This window comes from Pseudonocardia halophobica (genome assembly GCF_027922425.1).
GTDB lineage: Bacteria > Actinomycetota > Actinomycetes > Mycobacteriales > Pseudonocardiaceae > Pseudonocardia > Pseudonocardia halophobica.
Genome location: NZ_BSFQ01000006.1, coordinates 192854 through 215000 on the forward strand (window position 1 = coordinate 192854; position 22147 = coordinate 215000).

The 22147-nt window shown below is 64.0% G+C and carries 15 protein-coding genes and 4 pseudogenes; 8 read left to right on the top strand and 11 right to left on the bottom strand.

Going from position 1 to position 22147, the window contains the following annotated elements; genetic code table 11:
* Positions 1 to 49 precede the first annotated feature (49 nt).
* Together PKE99_RS10470 and PKE99_RS10475 are read left to right on the top strand one after the other, a co-directional pair.
* On the top strand, positions 50 to 496 hold the full coding sequence (locus PKE99_RS10470) for an effector-associated constant component EACC1 (protein ID WP_051737317.1): 447 nt from the start codon (positions 50 to 52) through the stop codon (positions 494 to 496).
* The gene (locus PKE99_RS10475; protein ID WP_051737318.1) at positions 493 to 4920 is read left to right on the top strand and encodes a caspase, EACC1-associated type; all 4428 of its coding nucleotides are present in this window, start codon (positions 493 to 495) and stop codon (positions 4918 to 4920) included. Before PKE99_RS10470 ends, PKE99_RS10475 begins: the two co-directional genes overlap by 4 nt.
* A gap of 28 nt (positions 4921 to 4948) precedes the next feature.
* Here the strand turns inward: PKE99_RS10475 and PKE99_RS10480 are convergent, their stop codons facing one another.
* Complete coding sequence (locus tag PKE99_RS10480) at positions 4949 to 5656, bottom strand: sugar transferase (RefSeq protein WP_081924068.1); 708 nt, start codon at positions 5654 to 5656, stop codon at positions 4949 to 4951.
* A gap of 490 nt (positions 5657 to 6146) precedes the next feature.
* On the opposite strand from PKE99_RS10480, the pseudogene PKE99_RS10485 reads away from it, so the two are divergent.
* From PKE99_RS10485 to PKE99_RS10505, 6 genes and pseudogenes are all read left to right on the top strand, one after another.
* Positions 6147 to 7005 (top strand): annotated as a pseudogene (locus tag PKE99_RS10485) (transposase).
* A 118-nt stretch (positions 7006 to 7123) separates the two neighbouring features.
* Positions 7124 to 8965 carry a glycosyltransferase family 2 protein gene (locus PKE99_RS10490; RefSeq protein ID WP_051737319.1) on the top strand — a complete coding sequence of 614 codons (1842 nt, stop codon included), beginning with the start codon at positions 7124 to 7126 and terminating at the stop codon, positions 8963 to 8965.
* 365 nt (positions 8966 to 9330) lie between these two features.
* Positions 9331 to 9588, top strand: a pseudogene (locus PKE99_RS38990) (galactose oxidase); the annotation flags it as partial.
* A gap of 25 nt (positions 9589 to 9613) precedes the next feature.
* Positions 9614 to 9673: pseudogene (locus PKE99_RS38995) on the top strand (hypothetical protein); the annotation flags it as partial.
* 158 nt (positions 9674 to 9831) lie between these two features.
* Positions 9832 to 10920: a galactose oxidase early set domain-containing protein gene (locus PKE99_RS10495; protein WP_369075872.1), complete on the top strand. Its 1089-nt coding sequence runs from the start codon at positions 9832 to 9834 to the stop codon at positions 10918 to 10920.
* A gap of 32 nt (positions 10921 to 10952) precedes the next feature.
* Positions 10953 to 11978, top strand: coding sequence for a glycoside hydrolase family 6 protein (locus PKE99_RS10505; protein WP_051737334.1), 1026 nt, complete (start codon positions 10953 to 10955; stop codon positions 11976 to 11978).
* Between the two features lie 252 nt (positions 11979 to 12230).
* On the opposite strand, the gene PKE99_RS10510 is transcribed toward PKE99_RS10505, so the two are convergent.
* The 10 genes and pseudogenes from PKE99_RS10510 to rfbB all read right to left on the bottom strand — a co-directional run bounded on the left by PKE99_RS10510 (position 12231) and on the right by rfbB (position 22139).
* Entirely contained in the window at positions 12231 to 13382 is a 1152-nt protein-coding gene (locus PKE99_RS10510; protein WP_081924070.1) for a glycosyltransferase family 4 protein, read from the bottom strand.
* Positions 13383 to 13483: 101 nt separating this feature from the next.
* Positions 13484 to 14509 carry a hypothetical protein gene (locus PKE99_RS10515; RefSeq protein WP_156067504.1) on the bottom strand — a complete coding sequence of 342 codons (1026 nt, stop codon included), beginning with the start codon at positions 14507 to 14509 and terminating at the stop codon, positions 13484 to 13486.
* Between the two features lie 284 nt (positions 14510 to 14793).
* Positions 14794 to 16065 (bottom strand): hypothetical protein, encoded by a 1272-nt coding sequence (locus tag PKE99_RS10520; protein ID WP_156067506.1) that lies wholly within the window; start codon positions 16063 to 16065, stop codon positions 14794 to 14796.
* Entirely contained in the window at positions 16055 to 17131 is a 1077-nt protein-coding gene (locus tag PKE99_RS10525) for a glycosyltransferase (protein ID WP_197040592.1), read from the bottom strand. Before PKE99_RS10525 ends, PKE99_RS10520 begins: the two co-directional genes overlap by 11 nt.
* A 56-nt stretch (positions 17132 to 17187) precedes the next feature.
* A complete protein-coding gene (locus PKE99_RS39000; protein ID WP_081924072.1) occupies positions 17188 to 18177 on the bottom strand; it encodes a glycosyltransferase family 2 protein in 990 nt (329 codons plus the stop codon).
* Positions 18174 to 19229: a tyrosine-protein kinase domain-containing protein gene (locus tag PKE99_RS10530; protein WP_231498182.1), complete on the bottom strand. Its 1056-nt coding sequence runs from the start codon at positions 19227 to 19229 to the stop codon at positions 18174 to 18176. The genes PKE99_RS39000 and PKE99_RS10530 overlap by 4 nt, the downstream gene beginning before the upstream one ends.
* Positions 19230 to 19310: 81 nt before the next feature.
* Positions 19311 to 19559 (bottom strand): annotated as a pseudogene (locus PKE99_RS39005) (Wzz/FepE/Etk N-terminal domain-containing protein); the annotation flags it as partial.
* A 92-nt stretch (positions 19560 to 19651) separates the two neighbouring features.
* Positions 19652 to 20548, bottom strand: a complete 897-nt coding sequence (gene rfbA, locus PKE99_RS10535) for a glucose-1-phosphate thymidylyltransferase RfbA (RefSeq protein ID WP_037044963.1) — start codon at positions 20546 to 20548, stop codon at positions 19652 to 19654.
* Complete coding sequence (locus tag PKE99_RS10540) at positions 20545 to 21153, bottom strand: dTDP-4-dehydrorhamnose 3,5-epimerase family protein (protein ID WP_037044966.1); 609 nt, start codon at positions 21151 to 21153, stop codon at positions 20545 to 20547. The genes rfbA and PKE99_RS10540 overlap by 4 nt, the downstream gene beginning before the upstream one ends.
* The gene (gene rfbB / locus PKE99_RS10545; protein WP_037044968.1) at positions 21150 to 22139 is read right to left on the bottom strand and encodes a dTDP-glucose 4,6-dehydratase; all 990 of its coding nucleotides are present in this window, start codon (positions 22137 to 22139) and stop codon (positions 21150 to 21152) included. Before rfbB ends, PKE99_RS10540 begins: the two co-directional genes overlap by 4 nt.
* Positions 22140 to 22147 lie beyond the last annotated feature (8 nt).

The window sequence follows — 22147 nt, forward strand, 5'->3', positions numbered from 1 at the left end:
CGTCGTCAACGGTCGAGAATCGGGGATCAGGCGTGTGGAGGAGTCGCGCATGAACGTGCGGATCGAGTTGCAGGGACCCGCGGTCTCGTCGGATGATCTTCGCTCCTTACGTGCATGGCTCGTGGAGGAGGAGGACCTGCGTGGTCGTGTCCGCGAGGTGCAGAGAGCACCTGATGCGGACAGCCTGGGGCCGACGCTCGAAGCCCTGCAGATCATCGCCGATCCAGCGGCGGGAGTGCTCACCGCCGCGCTGGTCACCTGGCTGAAGAACCGCACCGGCACTCTCAAATTGGTCGTGAGGTCCGAGAGCGGTGCAAGCGTGGAACTGGAGTCGAGTCACGCGCGCACGGTCCGGGCTGAGGAAGTGGGCGACCTGGCGGAGCGTCTCTCCGCGATGATCGAGGAAGAGCCGGAGCACGCCGACCCCGATGGACCAGGACGAGTCGCCGAGGTCCGTTCCGTTCGACGCGGCCAGGCCGGGGCGAACCGGGAATGACCGGCCTGGACGGCGCGGGTGTCCGAGTCGTTCTGCTGGGAACGGGGTCGCACGGCGCGGGCTCGGTCCTGCCGCCGGTGCCGGCTGTCCCGGCGACCGTGCGCGCCGTGGAACACTGCCTGCTTCATGTCTGCGGAGTTCGCACGGAGAACGTGAGTTCCCTGATCGATCCGGCCGATCCGGAAAGGGCGCTCGACGCGATCATCGGAGCGTCGTCTGCGGCCACCGACGTCCTTCTGGTGTATTACGTCGGGCACGGGGTCTTGAATGCTGCGGGCAACCTTCACCTGGCAACTCGGGCGACGATCGACCTGACGCGGGGTAAGGCCGGATTTCAGGCATTGTCGTATGTCGAGATCGCCGAGGCGGTGCTGAACTGTCAGGCGCGCACAGTCATCGTCGTCCTGGACTGCTGCTACTCGAACCGGGCGCACGTTCCGGTACCGAGCGGCGCCCTTCTCGTGTCGGCCGACCGCGATGAGCATGCCCTGGCCCCTGTAGGTGAGCAGTACACCGGGTTCAGCGGGGAACTGGTCCGTGCGTTGTGTGAGGGCGTGCCGACGGCGCCGGCCCATATCCGGCTGCAGCATCTCTACGACTACTTGTCCCGCAGGATGACGGTCCGTGGCCGCCCCCAGCCGATTCTTCGCACCGGGAACCTCGCGAGCGACGTGGCGCTGGCGGTCAACCGCGCGTACAGGAACGAACCGGAGCCGCCCGACGCGCCGACGGAACCCGAGTGGAGAGGAACGTGTCCCTACCGCGGACTGGAGCCGTATTCGGCTCAGGACCATCTGGTTTTCCGGGGCAGGGGCGCTCTTACGGCGCACGTACTGAGCCGCCTCGCCGAGCGCACCCGTACCGGTGGAGTGACCGTGGTCGCGGGGCCCTCGGGATCCGGCAAGTCGTCGCTACTTGCCGCGGGTGTCCTTCCGGCGATCTCACACGGGGACCTGGGGGTGACGGGTTCGGCAGCGTGGCCGCATATCACGATCACGCCGGGACCCGACCCGTTCCGCGCCTTGGCGGCCGGGCTCGCGCGGCTCACCGGTCAAGACGCGGGTCTGCTGGCGGCACACCTCGTCCGGGGGCCGCGGGCCGTGCGCGAAGCCATTGCCGACGTCGTCGCTCCGCGGTCTGCCGTCAACAGGACCGACCAGCGAGTGGTGCTCGTCGTGGATCAGTTCGAGGAGCTCTTCACTCACGTGACCTCGGACGAGGTGCGGCACGACTTCGTGGCTGCACTGCACGCCGTGGCCGGAGCCGGGGAGCACGCCCTGGCTCTGGTCGTTCTCGGACTACGGTCGGACTTTCATGGGCAGTGTGCCCGCTTCCCCGCTCTGGTGACCGCGCTCGAGAGCAACCAGATCGTCGTCGGGCCCATGTCCTACCGCGAGCTGCGGGCCGCGATCGTCGAACCCGCCCAAGAGGCCGGCCTCGAACTGGAGCCCGGCCTCGTCGACATCTTGCTCCGCGACACCGGCGCCGTCCCGAGCTACGACCGAAGTGCCGAATACGATCCAGGCGCTCTGCCCTACCTCTCGCACGCACTGCTCGCCACGTGGCAGCGCCGCCGCAACAACCTCTTGACCGTCCGGGGATATCACGAGGTGGGCGGCGTGGTCGGGGCGATCGCCGGTACCGCCGACCGTACCTTCTCGTCTCTGGACGTCGCGGCTCAGCAGGCAGCACGACGGTTGCTCCTTGCGATGGTCCGGATCAGTGCGGATACGCCTGACACGCGCCGCCGCCTCTCGTACGACTCGATGTTCGAGGTCCTGCCGCACAGGGCACCTGCGAGCGCAGCACTCCATGCGCTCGCCGACGCACGCCTGATCACCTTGGATCAACACGGCGCGCAGATCACTCATGAAGCCCTCATACGTTCGTGGCCGCGGCTACGGGAGTGGCTCGACCAGGACAGGGCCGAGCGGCTCCTGCACCAAGCGGTGGAGGATGCAGCGGCAGCCTGGAAGAACGAGCACAGGGATGCGTCTCTTCTGTATCGCGGGAGCCGACTGGCGACTGCCCGCGATTGGGCGATGACACGGCCACCCACCGAGCTCAGCGTCACCGCTCGCGAGTTCATGGCCGCGTCCGTCCGGTACCGACGCCGTGCCCGACGCGCTCGTCAGAGCGGAGTAGCCGCGCTGGCCGTCCTGTTGGTCCTGGTGACCGGTGTTTCGGTGTTCGCCCTGCAGCAGCGCGCCGTTGCAGACACACAACGCGACCGCGCAGTGTTCAACCAGCTACTCGCCAAGGCCGATCAGCTACTGGACAGTGACCAATCCCTCGCGGCTCAGCTGCTCGTCACCGCGTATCGGATGTCGCCGACTCCGGCTCTCTACACGAAATTGGTCGAGACGGGAGCGCGGGCATTGTCGAGACCGTTCACCCTCGGCGGGAAAGATGTCTACTGTGTGGCATTCAGTCCAGACGGAAGTTTACTGGCAACTGCCGGCGCGGATAACACCCTGCAGATGTGGAAGGTCGACCGCGAGGGCCATGTGGCTCCGGTGGGGTCGCCGGTCGGAGTGACTGTATACGCGGTACGCGCGCTTGCTTTTAGGCCGGACGGCAAGCTGCTCTTCACAGGTGACGGCAATGGCGCGATGCATCTCTGGAGGGTAGGTGCCGAGGGTGATCTCACACCTGTGGACGGGACGTTCAATCACGGCGCCTGGGTCACCTCGGCCGCCTTCAGCCCGGACGGTCGGACACTTGCAACCGCAAGCTCGGACAATACCGTGAAATTGTGGGACGTCACGGATCCGGCGCGCTGGAAGCCGGCCGGCCCACCACTCTCGGGCCACAGCAACTTCGTCTATTCAGTCGCATTCAGCCGCGATGGGCGGCATCTCGCCACGGGCGCCGGGGACTCGACGGTCCGGCTCTGGGATGTGTCCGACCCTTCAACTGCCAACTCCAAGGTCCTGATTCTGCGAGGTCACACGGCTTTCGTCACCTCGGTCGCGTTCAGCCCGGACGGCCGGACCTTGGCCAGCGGGGGCGGCGATGGCAAAGTTAGGTTATGGGATGCGAGCGATCCTGGAGGCGCCAACGGTGTACGGCCGAGAGGTGCGCCACTGGCCGGTCACAACTCGGTGACCTCACTTTCCTACAATTCGGCGGGAAATATGCTGGCAAGCGGGGGAGACGAAGGTACGGTGCGACTGTGGGATCTCGGCAGCGCTGACGGTGCAGCCCTGATGGGTACACCCCTGAAGGGGCACAAAGGCCCTTTGTGGTCCGTCGCCTTCCGCTCTGAGGCAAACTTGCTGGCGACCGCCAGCGCCGACGGGACTTTCCGAGTGTGGGATCTGCCGAATATCGCAACGCATTCTCAACCTGTCAATTCGGTGGGGTTCAGTCCGGACGGGCGGACTCTGGCGACTGGGACCTCGCCGGTCGCCGGTACGACTGCCGGTCCTTCCGGCCCAGGTGACGCCGCTACCTCTGGTCCCTCGTTGTGGTTCTGGCAGCTGCCCGGGCTGGAGGAGCCGGTCCCCGTGGCCGGGTCGAAGACGGATTCTCACACGAGCATCGTCGGCGGTTTCACATCGGACGGGCGTTTACTAATCACGGGTAGTCCTCAGGGTGTGCAGTTGTGGGACGCCAGCGTCCCCGATCGCGTGATACCCGATGGACAACCGATCTTGTCCCCGTCCGGAAACTTGTACTGGTTGGGGGTGACGAACAACGCAATGTTGATCGGTGACTCCGACGGGCGTGTACAGATTTGGGACATCGGGTTCTCGCGAGAACCGTCTGCGGTCGGAGGCCCAATACAAGTCGGTCAGGGCGCCGACGCAGGCCCTGTGATCCACTCGATGGACCTCAGCCCCGATGGACGCACCATTGCTGTAGGGTACGACGACTACAGTCTCGGCATCTTCCAGATAGGCGGCTCACCTGGAGAAGAACCTCACTCGTCCTATTGGCAGGTCGCGGGCGCCACGGTCGACGCACTCGCTTTCAGCCCCGATGGTCACTCACTCGCGGTGAGTAACGACAATGGCCGAGTAGAACTCTGGGATGTTACGAACCCGAACTCCATCGCGTCGATAAGTGCGATAGCGACCGGTCACTCGGGTTATGTGCCGAGCCTCGCGTTCAGTGCGGACGGGCTAATCCTGGCAACGGGTGGCGCCGACAAGACGGTCCGTTTGTGGAACGTCGCCGACCGTGCGAACCCGACCAGCGTCGGTGAGCCGCTGACGGGCCACACCGACGCAGTTACGCATCTCGCCTTCAGCCGCGACGGGCGCTATTTGGCGAGTGGAAGCGTGGACAGGACGGTTAGCCTGTGGGACACCGATGTCCTCGGAGCGATCGCCCGCATCTGCACTGACGCCGGAGAGGTCATCTCTGCCGAACAGCAGCAGCTCTACGATCTCGAAGTACCGTCGCTGCAGGCGTGTTGACATCTGCTTCAATGGCGATGGCTCCTGCTCAGTACGCCCCGTCGCCCTTGATGACCGTGCCGACGGTCCGGACCAGGATCTTCAGGTCCAGGGCGGGGGACCAGGTGTCGACGTAGCGGGCGTCGAGGGTGATCGACTCGCCCCAGGACAGGTCGCTGCGTCCGGAGACCTGCCACAGCCCGGTCATGCCGGGCTTGACCATCAGCCGACGACGGGCGGCGGCGCAGTAGAGGTCGACCTCGCGCTGCAGGGCGGGCCGGGGGCCGACGAGGGCCATGGTGCCGCCGATGACGTTGAACAGCTGGGGCAGCTCGTCGAGCGAGTACTTGCGCAGCACCGCCCCGACTCCGGTGATCCGGGGGTCCCGCGCGATCTTGAACAGCGGCCCGGCGGCCTCGTTGGCGGACTGCAGGGCCGCGAGCCGCGCCTCGGCGTCGACCACCATGGTCCGGAACTTGACCATCCGGAAGTGGCGCCCGTCCTGTCCGACGCGGGTCTGGCGGAAGAACACCGGCCCTCCGTCGAGCTTGACGGCGAGAGCGACGCCGAGCAGGACCGGCAGAACGAGCAGCACGATCAGCACCGCCACGACCGCGTTGAGCACCGACCAGATGGTCCCGGCCCGCCGCGCCGGCGGCAGCTCCAGCGCGCGGACGGCCTCGATGGGCGCCGGGCGTTGGGCGGGGACGGGAACGCTGCTGAGGTCGACGGTGAGCTCGTCGAACGCGGCGGTCATGTCGGGCTACTCCTCGTGGCTCCAGATACGGACCCCCTCGATCCACATCTGCTCCGCTTGTCGGCCATCCCGGTGACCCTGTTAGCCCAACGCGTCACTGATCGTCACAAGTGATGATCGAAGCTATCTGGCGACCGGAACGAGCGGAGCCAGAGGCGTTGGTCCTGTGATCCGGGAGACCTTCTGAGACGCAGCGCGGACCAGGTAGAGCGCCGTGAGTAGTCCGCTCTGCCTCAACCTGCACTCCGAACAGCGCAGCAAGGGCTCTACGCCAGGCGGGAAACCGAACAGTCCGGACCTTACTCGCACGTAACGCCACGCAACGCGATCTCGAAAGGGTGATGCACGGGCAGCGTCCCAGCACTCTCCGTGCCAGTGGCGTCCACCAAGGTGGTGTACGACCGGCCCGGTGACGGGCGGGTCGAGGTGTAGGGCGGCCACCGCGTGATCTTCTGAAGGCCTCTCACAGTCTCCGGAAGGTGATCACGCGATGACCACGCCCTCAAGTATCGACCCCACCCAGTTCCTGCACGAACAGCTGTCCCAGGCGAGCCCGGACCTGTTGCGGCAGATGCTGACCACGTTCATCAACACGCTCATGTCGGCCGAGGCCGACGCGGTGTGCGGCGCCGGCTATGGCGAACGCTCCGAGCAGCGCACCAACACCCGCAACGGCTACCGCCACCGCGACTTCGACACCCGCGCCGGCACGCTGCAGGTGGCGATCCCGAAACTGCGGTCCGGCAGCTACTTCCCGGACTGGCTGCTCGAGCGCCGCCGACGCGCGGAGCGGGCGCTGACCACGGTGGTGGTGACCTGCTATCTGCTCGGCGTGTCGACTCGGCGGATGGAGAAGCTCGTCGAGTCCCTCGGCATCACCAGACTGTCGAAGTCGCAGGTCTCGATCGTGGCGTCCGAGCTCGACGCACTCGGTCTACGACCAGCCCGACGCCTCCTCGGTGCACGCCCAGTTCGACCGGGTCCTCGACACCCTGGCCGACAAGCTGCCCAAGGTCGCCGAGCACCTCGACACCGCTCGCACCGACGTGCTGGCGTTCACGTCCTTCCCGAAGGAGGTGTGGCGCCAGATCTGGTCGAACAACCCGAGCGAGCGACTCAACCGCGAGATCCGCCGCCGCACCGACGTCGTCGGGATCTTCCCCGACCGCGATGCCCTGATCCGCCTCGTCGGCGCGGTCCTGGCCGAGCAGCACGACGAATGGGCCGAAGGACGCCGCTACCTCGGTCTCGACGTCCTCGCACGGGCCCGCGTCACCGCCGTCCCCGACGCCATCGCCGGCAACGAGGAGGTGAGCTCCACCGACACCATCCCGGCGCTCAGCGCCTGACAGAACAAGAAGATCACGCGTCAGCCGTCACACACCACGCCAGCGGACTTGACCTCCGTGCCGGGGAAGCGTGCCGCCGCGCGCCCCGTCGAGGCCTGCACGTCAGATGGGATCAGCAGTGGCGAGTCCAGTCGGGGAACAGGAACGCGTCCGCGCCTTCAGCGAGATCTCCGGCCCGATCACCGAGCCACCCGCCGACCGGCCCTACCAGGTCGAGTTCAAGGGCGTGCACAAGTCCGACGGCCCCCGCCGCTACGCGGGGTCCCTCGCGATCGTCGTCCTCAACGTCGCCGTCGAGATCGGCTTCGTGCTGTGGCTGCTGCACCCCAGCCACCGCCCCGAGGTCGACGGCAACACTTTCGCCCAAGCCGCCAACGTGTTCGTCATCGCCTCGATCGCGCTGGTCGAGGCGCTACGCCTGGTCAACGTCGTCTCGCTGTCGTTGGCCTCGATCCTCGCCCGCGACCCGATCCCGGTCCGCCCGGACAGCGGCCTACGGGTGGCGTTCCTGACCACGATCGTGCCCGGTAAGGAGCCGATCGAGATGGTCCGGACCACCCTCGAGGCGGCCCGGCGGATCCGCCACGACGGCCGGTTCGACGTCTGGCTCCTCGACGAGGGCGACGCCCCGGCGGTCAAGGAGATGTGCCTCGAAACGGGCGTGCACCACTTCTCCCGCAAGGGCGTCGAGGCCTACAACCAGCCCCGCGGCTTCTTCAAGGCGAAGACCAAGCACGGCAACTACAACGCCTGGGTCGACGCCCACGGCTACCGCTACGACGTCTTCCTCTCCGTCGACCCCGACCACGTCCCGCTGCCGAACTACGCGGAGCGGATGCTCGGCTACTTCCGGGACCCGGACGTCGCGTTCGTGGTCGGCCCGCAGTGCTACGCCAACGTCGACAACTTCGTGACCAAGGCCGCCGAGTCGCAGCAGTTCCCCTTCCACAGCGTGATCCAGCGGGCGGCGAACGCCTACGGCATCCCGATGCTGGTCGGCACGAACAACGCCGTCCGCATCGACGCGCTGATGTGCATCGGCGGCCTCGCGGACTCGATCACCGAGGACATGGCGACCGGCCTGGCGCTGCACACCCGCCGCAACCCCGGGACCGGCCGGCGGTGGCGCTCGGTCTACACGCCCGACGTCGTCGCGGTGGGGGAGGGCCCCTCCTCCTGGACCGACTACTTCAGCCAGCAGCTGCGCTGGTCCCGCGGCACCTTCGAGATCCTCTCCGGCACCTTCTGGCGCCGGTTCCTGCGCCTGACGCCCGGCCGGATGCTGCACTACCTGCTGATTACGACCTTCTACCCGTCGATGGCGGTCGGCTGGATCCTCGGCGCCGTCAACGCCACGCTGTACCTGGCCTTCGGCGTCGCCGGCATCGTGGTCCCGCCCGAGCTGTGGCTCGCCCTCTACGTCGACGCCACGCTCTTCCAGGCGTGGGTCTACATCCGCAACCGCCGCTACAACGTCAGCCCCTACGAGGAGACGGGCAGCGCCGGGCTGCGCGGGATGGCGATGTCGGTGCTCTCCGCGCCGATCTACGCGAGCGCGCTGACCGCCACGGTCCTGCGCCGGCCCGCGAAGTTCGTGGTCACCCCGAAGGCCGACGCGTCGTCGCCGGACCGGGTGGACACCTTCCGTCGGCACCTGCAGTGGTCCGCCCTGCTCGCCGCCGCGCTCGTCACCTCGGTGGTCCTCGGCTACGCCAACGTGGACGTGATGATGTGGCCGGCGATCGCGCTGCTGGTCAGCCTCGCCCCGCTGGCCATCTGGCTCCTCGAGCGCGACGACGACGCCACCGGGACCCAGTCCCCGAGCGAGCTCGTGGGCGCCACCGCCCCCGTCCGCCCGCTCCGCCCGCAGCCGCACATCCCGGCCCAGCCCGGCCTGCTGCGACCGGGTGCGGTCCCCGCTCCCCGTAACACCGACGACGAGATCGGAGCCATCGCGTGAAGCGCGCCCTTCGCGCCGTCCTGGGACGGCTGGTCCGGCACCGCAAGCTGGCCACCCTCGTGACGGTCCCCGGCGTCCTGCTCGCCGTGAACGTGCCGCCCGCGGTGGCGTTCGTGAGCGACTACCAGCACGACAAGCTGATCAACAGCGCCGAGTACAAGGCGCAGTACGGCAAGTGGGACGTCATCGACCTCCCCTCCGACCTGCGTGTCAACGCCATCCACGCCGCGCTGCTGCCCACCGGCAAGCTGCTGATCATCGCCGGCTCGGGCAACGACCAGACCCAGTTCGACGCCGGCACCTTCACGTCCCTCGTCTACGACCCCGCCACCGGGCAGGGCCGGATCGTGCTCACGCCCGACGACATGTTCTGCGGCGGGCACGCCTTCCTCTCCGACGGCAACCTGCTCGTCGCCGGCGGCACCCAGCGCTACGAGATCCTCGACGGCGCGGTGACCAAGGCGGCTGGCCAGCTCGTGGTCAAGAACGAGAACCCCGACGCCGGCCGGGACTTCCCGAAGGGCACCGAGTTCGTCGCGCCCGACAGCCGGAAGTACCTCGCCACCAACGCCTTCACGGTGAAGCCCGCGACCAAGACCCAGATGGGCAAGCGCGGCAACGTCACCGTCACCGCGAGCGAGACGCAAGGTGTGGGTCGAGTCCGAGGACACCGGCACCGCCGGCGTCACCGACGTCCCGACGCAGTACACGATCACCGGCCTGACCGGCGCCGACGCGGACAACGTCTACGGCCTCGGCCAGAAGATGACCATGGACAAGCAGGACTACCAGGGCATCGAGCAGGCCTACGAGTTCGACCCCTTCGCCGAGGAGTACGTGCGGGTGGGGGACATGAACCAAAAGCGCTGGTACCCCACGCTGACCGGCCTGCCCGACGGCACCGTGCTCACGACCTCGGGGCTCGACGGCAGCGGCGTGATCCTGCCCGGCCAGAACGAGATCTACGACCCGAAGAGCAAGACCTGGACCGAGCGTCCGGACCTGTTCCGCTACTTCCCGACCTACCCCGCGATCTTCCAGACCGCGAAGGAGGGGACGCTCTTCTACACCGGCTCCAACGCCGGCTACGGCCCCGCCGACCAGGGCCGCGTCCCAGGCTTCTGGAACCCCGGGGACAACTCGTTCGAGCCCGTCGCCGGGCTGCGCGACGCCGACCAGATGGAGACGAGCGGCTCGGCCTGGGCCGGGCCGGTCCAGGACCAGAAGATGATCGTGGTCGGGGGCGGCGGCGTCGGCGAGTCTCCGCTGACCAGCAAGCGGATCGACGTCATCGACCTCAAGAAGGGCCCGAAGGCCGCGTACACACCCGGCCCGGACCTGCCGGTGCCGACCCGCTACCCGAACGTCGTGCAGCTGCCCGACGACTCGCTGCTGATCGCGAACGGCTCGCGCGACTACCGCGGCAAGGGCGCGAGCGACAACCTGGTCGCGAGCCTCTACCACCCGGACACGAACACGCTCTCGGCCGCCGCGGACCCGTTCGTCGGCCGCGACTACCACTCCGAGGGCATCCTGCTGCCCACCGGCCAGGTGATGACCCTCGGCGGCAACTCGCTGTTCAAGGACGCCGCGGACACCAAGACCGCGCCCTTCGAGCAGCGGCTGGAGATCTACACGCCGCCGTACCTGTCCACGGGCCGCAGCCGACGATCACCACGGCGCCGGACACCGCGGCCCTCGGCTCCACGATCACCGTCGCCTCGCCCGAGGCCGGGCAGATCGCGAAGGCGCGGCTGATCCGGCCGTCCGCGGCCACGCACGCCACGGACGTCGAGCAGCGCAGCGTGGCCCTGGACGTCACGACGAACCCGAATGGCACGCTGGACCTCGCGATCCCCGAGCAGCCGACGCTGGTCCCGCCCGGCTACTACATGCTGTTCCTGGTCGACGGCGCAGGCACGCCTTCGAAGGCGCACTGGGTGCACGTCACGTGAGCGCGGAGACCGCTCTGCCAGAATCGGTGGACGTGGCTCGACGTCGTCTGTCCCGCTGGTTGGGCAGCCTCCTGTCCGGTGGCGTGCTGGCCGCCGCTGCACTGGGCTGCTCCTCGGGTGGGGAGCAGCCGAGCGCGACGCCCACGGCCGATTCGGCGGTCACCTCGCCGACGGGCTTCTACGTCGACCCGACCACACCCGCCGCGGCGCAGGTCATGACGTGGGAGCAACAAGGCCGCACGGACGACGCCCAGGAAATCCGGAAGATCGCCGAGCAGCCGGTCCCGCTGTGGGTCTCCGCTGATCCCGCAGCCGTCGAGTCCGAGACCCGGGCGTACGTCGGGCGCGCGCAGCAGGCCGGCCAGAAGCCGCTGGTGGTGGGCTACAACATCCCGCACCGGGACTGCGGCAGCTTCTCCGGCGGCGGCGCGACCGACGGCGGCCAGTACCGCCAGTGGGTCAAGGGCCTGGCCGCGGCGCTCGACGGTGCCGGCGCCACGGTGGTCCTCGAACCCGACGCGGTGCCGCACGAGATCTCCGGCTGCGTGGACGGCAACCTGCGCGACGAGCGCTACGAGCTTCTCGGCGAGGCGATCGACCAGCTCAAGGGGGCGGGTGCGCGGGTGTACCTCGACGCCGGCAACCCCGGCTTCATCACCGACACCGGCGCTCTCGCCGCGGCGCTGGACCGGTCGGGGGTGAAGCGGGCGGACGGCTTCGCGCTCAACGTCGCCAACTTCTGGACCACCGAGGACAACGTCGCCTACGGCACGAAGATCTCCGAGGCGCTGGGCGGGGCCCCCTTCGTGATCGACACCAGCCGCAACGGCGCGGGCCCGGTGGGGTCCGATCAGGTCAACGGTGCCCCGAGCTTCTGCAACCCACCCGGCCGTGCCCTCGGCGCGAGGCCCACCACCCAGAGCGGCAACCCGCTGGTCGACGACCTGCTGTGGGTCAAGCGGCCGGGCGAGTCGGACGGCGCGTGCCGGCCGGGGGAGCCGCCGGCGGGGCAGTGGTACCCGGACTACGCGCTGGGGTTCGCGGAGCGGGCGGGGTAGAGCCACCCGCGCCGAGGACCGGTGGCGTGACACTCGCCGGCTGCGTAGCCCCTGGCCAGGTCCCTCCGGGACGCGATCGCCAAGGCAAAGGAGGACGGCAACATCAGGGGGTGGCGGTGCCGCTGGTCCCGTGTGTATCTGCGGGCGGACTCCCGTCCTCGCGACCGCCAGACGGCCTTACATGCGCATTCCAGGCACGATCCGACGACGCAACGGGCCGTGCGAATCTAACCGAGCGCACCGGAAAGCGGCTCAGGCGTCCTGTTCTCCGCCTAGGAGAGCCATTTGGATACTCCGAGCGAACGCATCTTCAGAGTATCTTATGGCTACCGTCCGCTCGGCGTTGCTAGAGATCTGAAGGGCTGTCTGCCAGTTCAACCATGCGTATTCGACCGCGTCCGCGAGGGTGGTCGGACTCCCAGGCGGAAACAGGACTCCGTCATGGCGATTATGGATAATGTCGCTTAAACCGCCTACATCGCTAGCAATGACGATGCGGCCACGCGCCATCCCCTCGAGCGCTACCAGACCGAATGGCTCGATACGCGAAGGAACAATAACCACGTGGTGCTCTCGATAAACATCATCTATGTCTGATCTGAAGTCGTGAATAGTGCAAAAAGCGCCTAGCTTGAGCGTCGAGACCACCTTCCGGATCTCCGAAACGTACCACTCGTAGCCACTGAATGCACTACCAATGATAGTTAGCTCGGCTCGAATCCCACGAGTACGTAGCTCGGCGAGCGCTGCGACCGCAACATCCGTTCCTTTCCGAGGCGAGAGTCGCCCGGGTAGCAGAAGCCGCAGAATTTCGGGTCTCTCATGGGGGAGCGGATCAACCAATCCAGGAGTGCGGACGGTATTCGGAACAATAATAGTCTTCTCATCAACCTCACGCCAGCGACCTCCATTTGAGACAAAATCGCGGGCGGCGCGGCTTATGCAGATAACATCGCTTGCCAACCGAGCTGGAAAGGTAAGCAGCTTCATGAAAACGGGACGGAGTGCGGTCTCTGCCTCATGTACGTGCAGCACCGACCGAACACGTAGGAGGCGTGCCGCGAGGATCGGAACGGGAATAGTTACTGTACTAATATAGCAGATGCTCGCTCGCGATTCACGAATCATGATCGCTGTGCGTACTAGGCTGCAGAGCGCGTTGAGTGATAGTAGAACGAGCTTCGTAGGCGATCGAAGGATCTCCTTGCGAAGCACAGCCATTGAGGGGTCTGTTCGTACTTCGACGCCCAACTGCGTCAACATTTCGCTCAGCGGGCCGGTCGACGGAAGCACCACAGTTATCTCTGTCGATGACTGTATTGCCTCAATTACGCGGAGGAGCATTCGATCGGAGCCATAAAGCTCAACGCTTGGATGAAAGGCGATCAACCGGATCCCGCTCACCTGCCGGGTAACTCCTCGTCTGCTGCGTGTACGCGTGTCGTCAACCGTACATAGGCCCTAGAGCCACTTTTCGCGTATCTGATTCCCAGGAAGGGAAAGTTCTAATTTGAGCGGGCTTCTTGTCGGACTTCGCCTTCGACGCCAGGCTGTCCGTCGAGCGTCGAGATCGCTACAAAGAACAGACCGATTGCGACGCTGGAGAATTGATCTCTGAACATCTGCGAGGCAAATGTTGTGATGAGGATCAGGAGCCCAATCGACATCACGTCTCCTGCACGTATCCGGTTTCGGGCGACGGTAACAGTCACAAGCGCTGCGACCATCAAAGCGATTAGACCGGCCAGATAAATAACCCCACCTTGAATTAGCAGCAACGATCCGCTATTGATGCCCAGGTGAACGTGTATCCGCTGCTTCTGATCATCTACGTTTGAGAGGCCAGCGCCGAGACTCGCTGCATGGTAGTCGCGATAGGCAACGTAGTTTAGGTATGCACGCTCGTTTCTTGCGTCGGGTACGGTGCTGGACGGGAGGATAATCTCCACATATGATGAATTATCTACAGGGCGATATGATGAACCGGAGTTACTCAAGAACCCATTCGCGGAAATCACAATCGTAGCGAGAACTGCGAGGGACGCTCCAACAGCTCCTTTCATTCGCCCGGTGACACAGCTAGACTTGCCAACAAAATATAGCAACACAATCCCAAAGACGGCAAACATCGGGATAAACATCTTGTTGTCGTTCTTGGTAGATATATCAGCCATTACGCCAAGCTGAATCACAACGACGATCGGCAGTGCGGGGTGTCCTTGTCTGCGTACAATCCGCGTTACATTAAGCCCGAACGTGGCAAGCCATACGAAGTTCAACACGCTCGCACCGTTCGAGCCAATGAGTCCGTCCATATGATCGAACGCGTTGGGATTGTGCGCGAGAAACGGCTCCATCAAGAACCGTTGACTTGAGATCTGTACATAAACAATAGCCGAGTTGACGACGAAGTACACATTCAGAACTTGAGACACGACTGCGACAACTCGAGCCAATGCGTCGTTTGAGTACTGACAGGTCAGATGAGCGAAGTAGACAATCGCCGCCACGGGCAGCAAGGCTGTCAGCACGTTGCCTACGCCAACCAACTTAACGCCGCGGAGAGAAAAGTTTATAAGAACAATTAGTAATAGAGGGAGCAACGGTAATAGGATACGTCGCAGTATGAGGAATTGAGAGTTTCTCACTATACCTCGCGCGCCTGCTATGCAGGCTACGACGGTGAACACGGTCATCGGGACGGCAGACAACGCCGGGACTGCCTCGCGCATGTACCGGAGAAACAACAGATTGACAAGGAGCAGTGCAAGAAGGGCCTTGTCGGACCCGCGAACCGCGGCAAGCTGGCTCGGCATCAGCGGCTCGCCGAGGTTTCAGTTCTTAGCTGGGTTCCAAGCTGCCGGAACCGGGTTAGTGTAGCGGTCTGAGTAGCGAGCACTGATAGCTCGGCCAGCGCCATGGCTGCAAGGGCGCCTTCATACCCACCCAAATGTCCGCCGAGGACGATACCCGTGAGGCCTATAATCGAGCCAACCACCGCACTGATTGCGACTGATCCAACGCGATCCAGCTTCACAAGGACGAGTCCTCCAGTGGCGCGCGACATACACGTAGCGGTAATAATAAGCGCCGAACTGCATACCGCGAAAAGCGTGGGGTGGATTGTCCCACTGAAAAGGAAAGAGTAGACCGAAGTGGCAAATACAACAAGCAAGACCCCAGCGGTTGCTCCTGCTGCCACATTGAGGAGAACGGTCTTGTATAGGCGGGACCTAGTCTGCCCCGGAGGTGCGAGGGCAACGTACGACTGCATACTATTGGGTAGTGCACTGAGGCCGTTCAGAAGAGTGCGCTGAACCCGATCGACCGCCGCGAAGATGGCGACAGATCCCGGTGCCACCAGCGCTACTAGTGTGGTTGGTAGGGCTATGTAGACAGCACTGGCGAGGCGGCCGCTCATAGCAGCCAGCTGCAATCGAAATATGCGACGAAAGTCGAACCTATCAATCGATCTGAGATCAGCGAGTGTTAGGTGAGACCATACAAGACCGGCTGCAATAATATAGAGTGCGCTTACTGCCTGCATTATGGGGACGAAAACGAGCTTACCGCCGAGGCCGAGAATCAGCGCGCCACTAACCGAACCGAGTACCCGCGGAGCGACGTCATTGGCAAGCAGAAGTAGCGGCTTGTTCAGACCGATGTAGAGCCATGGGAAGCCCAATCCGCCAACGCTGGTCGCGACCGCCGCCATTAGACTTACGACGGGGTACGAGGGCGAAGCGATGAAGGCGACGAGAGCGGCCACAGTACCGACCAGAGGCATCACGATGCATCTAGTCGCTAGGCTGAGAGCGATGAGGTTGCTGGTGCGCGTACGATACTGGGCAGCCGCAGCCTGAGGGCCAGTCAACCCCCACCCCATCTCAATAACTGTCGCGGCAGCGCCGCCAACGGAGAACCCCACGGCAATTGCCGACCAGCCGCCTGATCCAAAGGCACTGGTAATGGCGGGGAGTGTCACCAGTGGGCTTACTGCGGCGATCGCCGGAGCGAGCGCGAACAACCCAAGTCTTCCTACGCGCTTGTAGGAGATGTGCCGCTTCACGCTCGTGTCACGGCTCATCAAGTGCTCCTTCAAGGCGTTGCATCAGCGCTGCGGCAAACATGGCATACCTTGAGTCGACATATTCTCGAAGTCGTATATGGCTTGCACTCGCTTCGCCGTCGTCAGGTACGGGCTCTATCATTGCAAGCGCTGAAGCTAACTCGTCAGAATTGCTCGCCTCAATCTGAACCAGTTGTCCCTCAGTAAGACTTGCAATCTCGCCGAGGGCATGAGAATTACGTGTTATGACTGTGCGGCCGCATGCCAGTCCCTGCCAAACCTTGTTGGCGATCACGGAAGCCGCTTTTCGTGAATCGCCAAAGATTCCCAAGACCACGTCATGCTCGCTTATAATTTCCGACAATTGATGCTCGGGCACGGGGTCGAGAAAGCTGACGTGTTCTGAGGCTGTGCCACGACGAAAGGCGCTCTCGATCTCGCCCCGTAGTTCGCCATCCCCGACCATCGTTAGAGCGAAGGTCTTACCCGTTCGAGCTAGGGTTTCCGCAGCTGCCATCACGGTAGAAAGTCCGTGCAGCGGGATGTAGTTCCCGTAGTACAAGATCTTTAGAGGATCACTGGCGGATCTAGCGCGCGGCCGAGGAACTGCCCAATCAGGTGCACCCACCGGAAGCGAGAAGACTCGTGCGCGTGAGGTCTGGGAACGTAGCTCCATAGCCCGGACTTCGGTATCGATAAGAACATAGTCGGCAAAACGAACTGCGAGAGTATCGAACAGTCCATGCGCTCGTGCTTTTATGGATCGAGAAGAGAATCGTTGCCAGTCCTCGACGTTGGTCTCGTAAAGACCCACGAACCTATCAGTGATCACCGGAACCCGGCGGAAGCGGCCAATGATATAGCCGATCCACCAATACTGCACGTTGAACTCGGCGAGCACAACCGCGCCGATATTGTTGGATCTGCGTAGACCAGCAATGAGCATCCGAACGCTTCGGCGAAGGTAGCCACCGTGCTGTTCAAGTTCCGTAGATTCGGAGTCGATGCCATAATTCTCGGAGAGGTATGAACGGATTCGGCGATTTCTCGGATAGGTGATGTCGTGGACGGCGAGGTAGAGCACGCGACGATGCAGGTTCGGGCTTGTGCGAGAAGCTCGGAGATAATTGAGAATTGCTCTCATCGCTTGTACTCCGTTACCCGTACCGCAGCAAGCTCTCTAAGCATTCCCCAGCCCCGACATGCACGGCGTATCGACCTGCCGGCACGGAATTGTGCTAGCGGCAGCCAGCTGACCGCCAACTCAGCTGAGCCGCCGAGGAGGCGTAAAATTCCGCCCACGAACACTCGTGTTCTGCCTCGGAGGGACCAAGTGTCAGCGCGAAGTACGATTTGCGCAGCGTTGTTGCCTGTTCGTACGGCCCGACGAATAGCCCAGCGTGCAGTGCAGCGCGCTGCTGGGACGATTTCGATGACTTCGGCTGTCTTTGTCCAGACTATAGTCTCTCCAGACCGGATCAATCGACGTGTGAAATCAGTATCGGATCCGCCCGTAATCCCGAGTGCTTCATCGAAGCGGGGTATCCCGCCCTTAGCGCGTAACAAGCGTAGATTCAACAGCAGGTTATTCGTCGCGGCATGAGGCATCGAGAAACCCTCGCTAAAGTCTGGAGATATGAAGAATCCCCCAGAGTGGACCCATCGTGGGGGAGGGTACTCGTAGACGTATCGAACAGGTCCTGCGACCCCGGCTTGTCCGCTCCTAGCTTGGGCCTCAACCATGTTAGAGAGCCAACCCGGCGAAGGGATCTCATCGTCATCTATGAACACGATATAGTCGACGTCAATCGCGCTCTGGATGATGGCGTTCCTCGCGGCTGCTATCCCAGGCGTTGAGACCTGCAGGTACCGAATTCGAAGTAGGCTAGAGAGTCGATCGATTGTGGCGCGGGCGCTTTCTAGTGGATCGTTGTCAGCAACCACCACTTCGAACGGATTTGCAGAGATCTGCGACGCAAGCGCTGAAAGCAGCCACTCCAGGCCGTCTGGTCGCCTGTATGTTGCTATGCCGACCGCCACTCGGGCGTGCCAAGTGTCTGGAAGTTGGCAAGCATCGTGTGCGGCAGTTTCTTTTGGTGAACTGTTCATAGAGTAGCGGGGAGCGGTCATCGCTGCTGGTTATGTTTAGCGATTTTGGACGGTTCGGTCTGGTAGTAGGTGCCGCCGTAGTAGCCGCTTTTGTCTCCGATTCGTTGCACCATCGTAAATACAGTCCCCGTTATTATCGCCTTGGCGCTGTGGAGGCGATCGACCGATCCACGCAGCTGGCCGATCGATGTCTGTTTTTCGCTCACGACGAGGATCACTCCGTCGACCGCAGAACTCAGAGCAGCTGCGTCGGTTACTGGAAGGATCGGTGGCGTGTCAATGAGAATATTTCTATAGCGAGGCCGTAGATCTGCGATTAGCTTCTTTGCCGCGTTTGATCCAAGCAGTTCGCTAGGGTTTGGTGGAAGCTGGCCGCTGGCGAGAACGTCAAGTTGTCCGCGCCAATTCTGGATGGCCTGGCTCGGATGGGTCTGCCCCGTAAGCACCGTTGTCATGCCGATGCTGCCCTCGAGGCCAAACAGCTCGGCAAGCTTGGGCCTACGCAGGTCTGCCTCAATTAGTAGAGTGGGCTCGCCTGTGGCAGCGAGAGCAAGTCCTAGGTTGGCCGTCAGAGTGCTCTTGCCTTCGGCAGGAAGGCTGCTGGTAACTGCGAAGACTCGGTTCTCTTGGTCGATGTCGACGAACTGTAGATTGGTTCGGACGTGCCTGAATGCTTCGGCAGCTCGTCCTCTCGGATTTGTGCTTATCGGAAGAGGGCTGGTCTCGATCGTCGGTTCGAAGGCTATAGAGCCGAGATTCGGCGCGCTAGTTGCGCTCACAATGGTATCAGTGTCTCGGATGGCGGTATCAAGGGAGTTGCGCACGACGACGATCGCAGCGCCGATAATGAGTCCACCAAGAGCGCCGAATGTTGCCAGCGAGGGCATGCTCGGCGAGGAGGGGTCGGTTGGAACCGGAGCGGGCTGGACAAGCCTGACTTGCACGGCTGGGACGCCGGCGTTCAACGGGCGCTCGAGGTCTGCTACGAGCTCAGTCATCACGTCGGCGACAGTATCGGCGAGTTGGGCCGAGGTGTTGGGGTTTGGGTCGCTCGCCTGGATGTCGATGAGCACCGAGTTGAGGGCACTTGACGCGGCGAGGTGCGAGGCGATCTGAGCGTGCGTCTGTGGAAGGTTGAGGCGGCGCTTAACCTCTGTGGTTACGCGCGGACTTGTCACTAATTCCACGTATGAGGTGACACGCTGCTGAGAGAGCTGCGCTCCTTGGAACGCCCCTTGAGGGGTATCACCGCTTTGGGCGCTTACGTAAAGCGTTGCCGTCGCTGTGTAGGCAGCGGGTCGGACTGCATGAACTCCAATACCTGCGGCTATCCCCAGTGCGATTGCGATCAGAAGTAGCACCCAATTGCCGCGGATTAGGAGAAGAACCTGTCGGATCGTCATAATGAGTTTCTGTTCCCGTCACCACTGGTTCGTGCCGCGATGCGCTATCAGATTCGTGTCGGGCGACTGTGGCCTGCGCGCTCGACGGTGGCTCATGCGTGTGCGAACGCGTCCGAGGAAGCTACAGACATCACGTACTGCCCGTAGCGGGACTTCGCCATACGTTCGCCGAGGGAGTAGCACCTTGCCGAGTCGATGAATCCCATGCGTAGCGCGACTTCCTCGATGCAGGCAATGCGGACACCTTGCCGGTGCTCAAGCACTTGGACGTACTGGCTGGCCTCAAGCAGCGAGTCGTGAAGTCCGGTATCGAGCCAAGCGAATCCACGGCCCAGGTCGACGAGGCGTGCGGTTCCCTGACTGAGATAGGTCCTGTTTATGTCCGTTATCTCTAGCTCGCCGCGAGCTGACGGCTTGAGTGACCTAGCGATTTCTACAACCTGGGCGTCGTAGAGATAAAGGCCGGTTACCGCCCGGTCGGAGCGTGGCTTGAGTGGCTTCTCCTCGATTGATATGAGGCGTCCGTTGTCGTCTGCCTCACCTACGCCGTACCGTTCGGGGTCTCTGACGGGATATCCGAACAGGACGCAGCCATCTGCACCACTACGCAAGCCTTCAATGCTTGCTGCGAGGCGGCTACTGAAGCCAGGACCGTGGAAGATGTTGTCGCCCAGGACGAGAGCGGAAGGATTGTCGCCGACGTGGTCGGCTCCGATGATGAATGCTTGGGCTAGGCCATCCGGCGACGGCTGCTCCGCGTAGGAGAGCTGCAGGCCGAGCTCCGAGCCATCTCCAAGGAGCCGGCGGAAGCCGGGGAGATCGTCCGGGGTACTGATGATCAGAATCTCGCGTATGCCGGCGAGCATGAGAGTCGACAATGGGTAGTAGATCATCGGCTTGTCGTAGACCGGCAGCAGCTGCTTCGACACCGCGCGAGTGATCGGGTACAGGCGAGTGCCGGAGCCCCCGGCCAGGATGATGCCCTTCATCGCTGTCCTTCCCGCTGCGAGCGGTAGAGCTCCTGGCAGGCGTCCCACGAGGGGAGGAGGCCGGTCTCGCGGGCCTTGGCCAGCGTCGGTGCCTGGGTGTCCTTCTCGGAGAGGACTTGGGGGAGTCCCTTCGGCCACGGGATGCCGAGCTCGGGGTCGAGCGGTGAGATCCCGTGCTCACTGCCGGGGTTGTAGCCCGTCGAGCAGAGGTAGGTCATCGTCGTGTCGTCCTCGAGGGCGACGAAGGCGTGGCCGAGCCCCTCCGCGAGGTAGACAGACCGGCCGCTCGTCGGGTCCATCTCCACCGTCTCGACAACGCCGAAGGCCGGGGAGCCCACACGGATGTCGACGATGACGTCGACGAGGGACCCGCGGGCGCACGAGACGTACTTGGCCTGGCCGGGCGGCACATCCGAAAAATGCACACCGCGGATCACGCCGCGAGCGGAGATGCTCTGGTTGACCTGCCCGAGAACCAGGTCGAAGCCGAGCGCCTCGCGGAACGCAGCGACCTGGAAGGGCGCCGCGAACTGGCCGCGGTTGTCGGGGAAGACCGGGGGCTCGAAGACCCAGGCCCCGGGGATGCCGAGCTCGTAAGCCTTCATCGCGCCACCGCGCTTCCGGCCTTGAGCGGCTCCCACCAGTCGCGACGGGTGCGGTACCAGTCCACGAGGTCGACGAGGCCCTCGGCGATCGAGACCTGCGGCGAGTAGCCGAGCTCGTCGGCGATCTTCGACCAGTCGACGGAGTAGCGGCGATCGTGACCCTTGCGGTCGGCGACCGGTTCGATCATCGACTCGTCGGCCCCCACCGCGGCGAGGAGGCGGTACGTGAGGTCCCGATTTGTCATCTCCGTGCCGCCGCCGATGTTGTAGAGCTCGCCGGGCCGGCCGCCCTCGACGACCAGCTGGATGCCGCGGCAGTGATCGTCGACGTGGAGCCAGTCCCGCACGTTCAGCCCGTCCCCGTAGAGCGGGACCTTCTTGCCATCGAGCAGGTTGGTGACGAACAGCGGGATGACCTTCTCCGGGAACTGGTGGCGCCCGTAGTTGTTCGAGCACCGGGTGATGCACACCGGCAGGCCGTGCGTCCGGTGGTAGGCGCGGGCGAGGAGATCCGACGACGCCTTCGACGCGGAGTACGGCGAGTTCGGCTGGAGGGGATGGTCCTCAGGCCAGGAGCCTTCGTCGATCGAGCCGTAGACCTCGTCGGTCGACACGTGAACGAACTTCCCCACGCCCGCGTCGAGAGCGGCCTGCAGGAGGACCTGGGTGCCGACCACGTTCGTCGAGACGAAGTCGGCGGCGCCGGTGATCGAGCGATCGACATGGGACTCCGCGGCGAAGTGCACCACGACGTCGGTGCCGCGCATCGTCTCGGAGACGAGAGCCGCGTCCCGGATGTCGCCTTCCACGAACCGAAGGCGAGGAGACTCCGCGACCTCGGACAAGTTGGTCATCGTCCCTGCGTACGTCAGGGCGTCGAGGACGACGATCTCAGCAGACTCGACGGCGGGGTAGGCGCCGGTCAAGGCGTGACGGACGTAGTTGGAGCCGATGAAGCCGGCTCCACCGGTGACCAGGATCCGCATGTCTTCTC

Bases quoted from the DNA above. Each gene is read 5' to 3' on its own strand.
- PKE99_RS10475 (WP_051737318.1), top strand. From the start codon at position 493: ATGACCGGCCTGGACGGCGCGGGTGTCCGAGTCGTTCTGCTGGGAACG.
- PKE99_RS10470 (WP_051737317.1), top strand. From the start codon at position 50: ATGAACGTGCGGATCGAGTTGCAGGGACCCGCGGTCTCGTCGGATGAT.
- rfbA (WP_037044963.1), bottom strand. From the start codon at position 20,548: ATGAAGGGCATCATCCTGGCCGGGGGCTCCGGCACTCGCCTGTACCCG.
- PKE99_RS10540 (WP_037044966.1), bottom strand. From the start codon at position 21,153: ATGAAGGCTTACGAGCTCGGCATCCCCGGGGCCTGGGTCTTCGAGCCC.
- PKE99_RS10480 (WP_081924068.1), bottom strand. From the start codon at position 5,656: ATGACCGCCGCGTTCGACGAGCTCACCGTCGACCTCAGCAGCGTTCCC.
- PKE99_RS39000 (WP_081924072.1), bottom strand. From the start codon at position 18,177: ATGACCGCTCCCCGCTACTCTATGAACAGTTCACCAAAAGAAACTGCC.
- PKE99_RS10520 (WP_156067506.1), bottom strand. From the start codon at position 16,065: ATGAGCCGTGACACGAGCGTGAAGCGGCACATCTCCTACAAGCGCGTA.
- rfbB (WP_037044968.1), bottom strand. From the start codon at position 22,139: ATGCGGATCCTGGTCACCGGTGGAGCCGGCTTCATCGGCTCCAACTAC.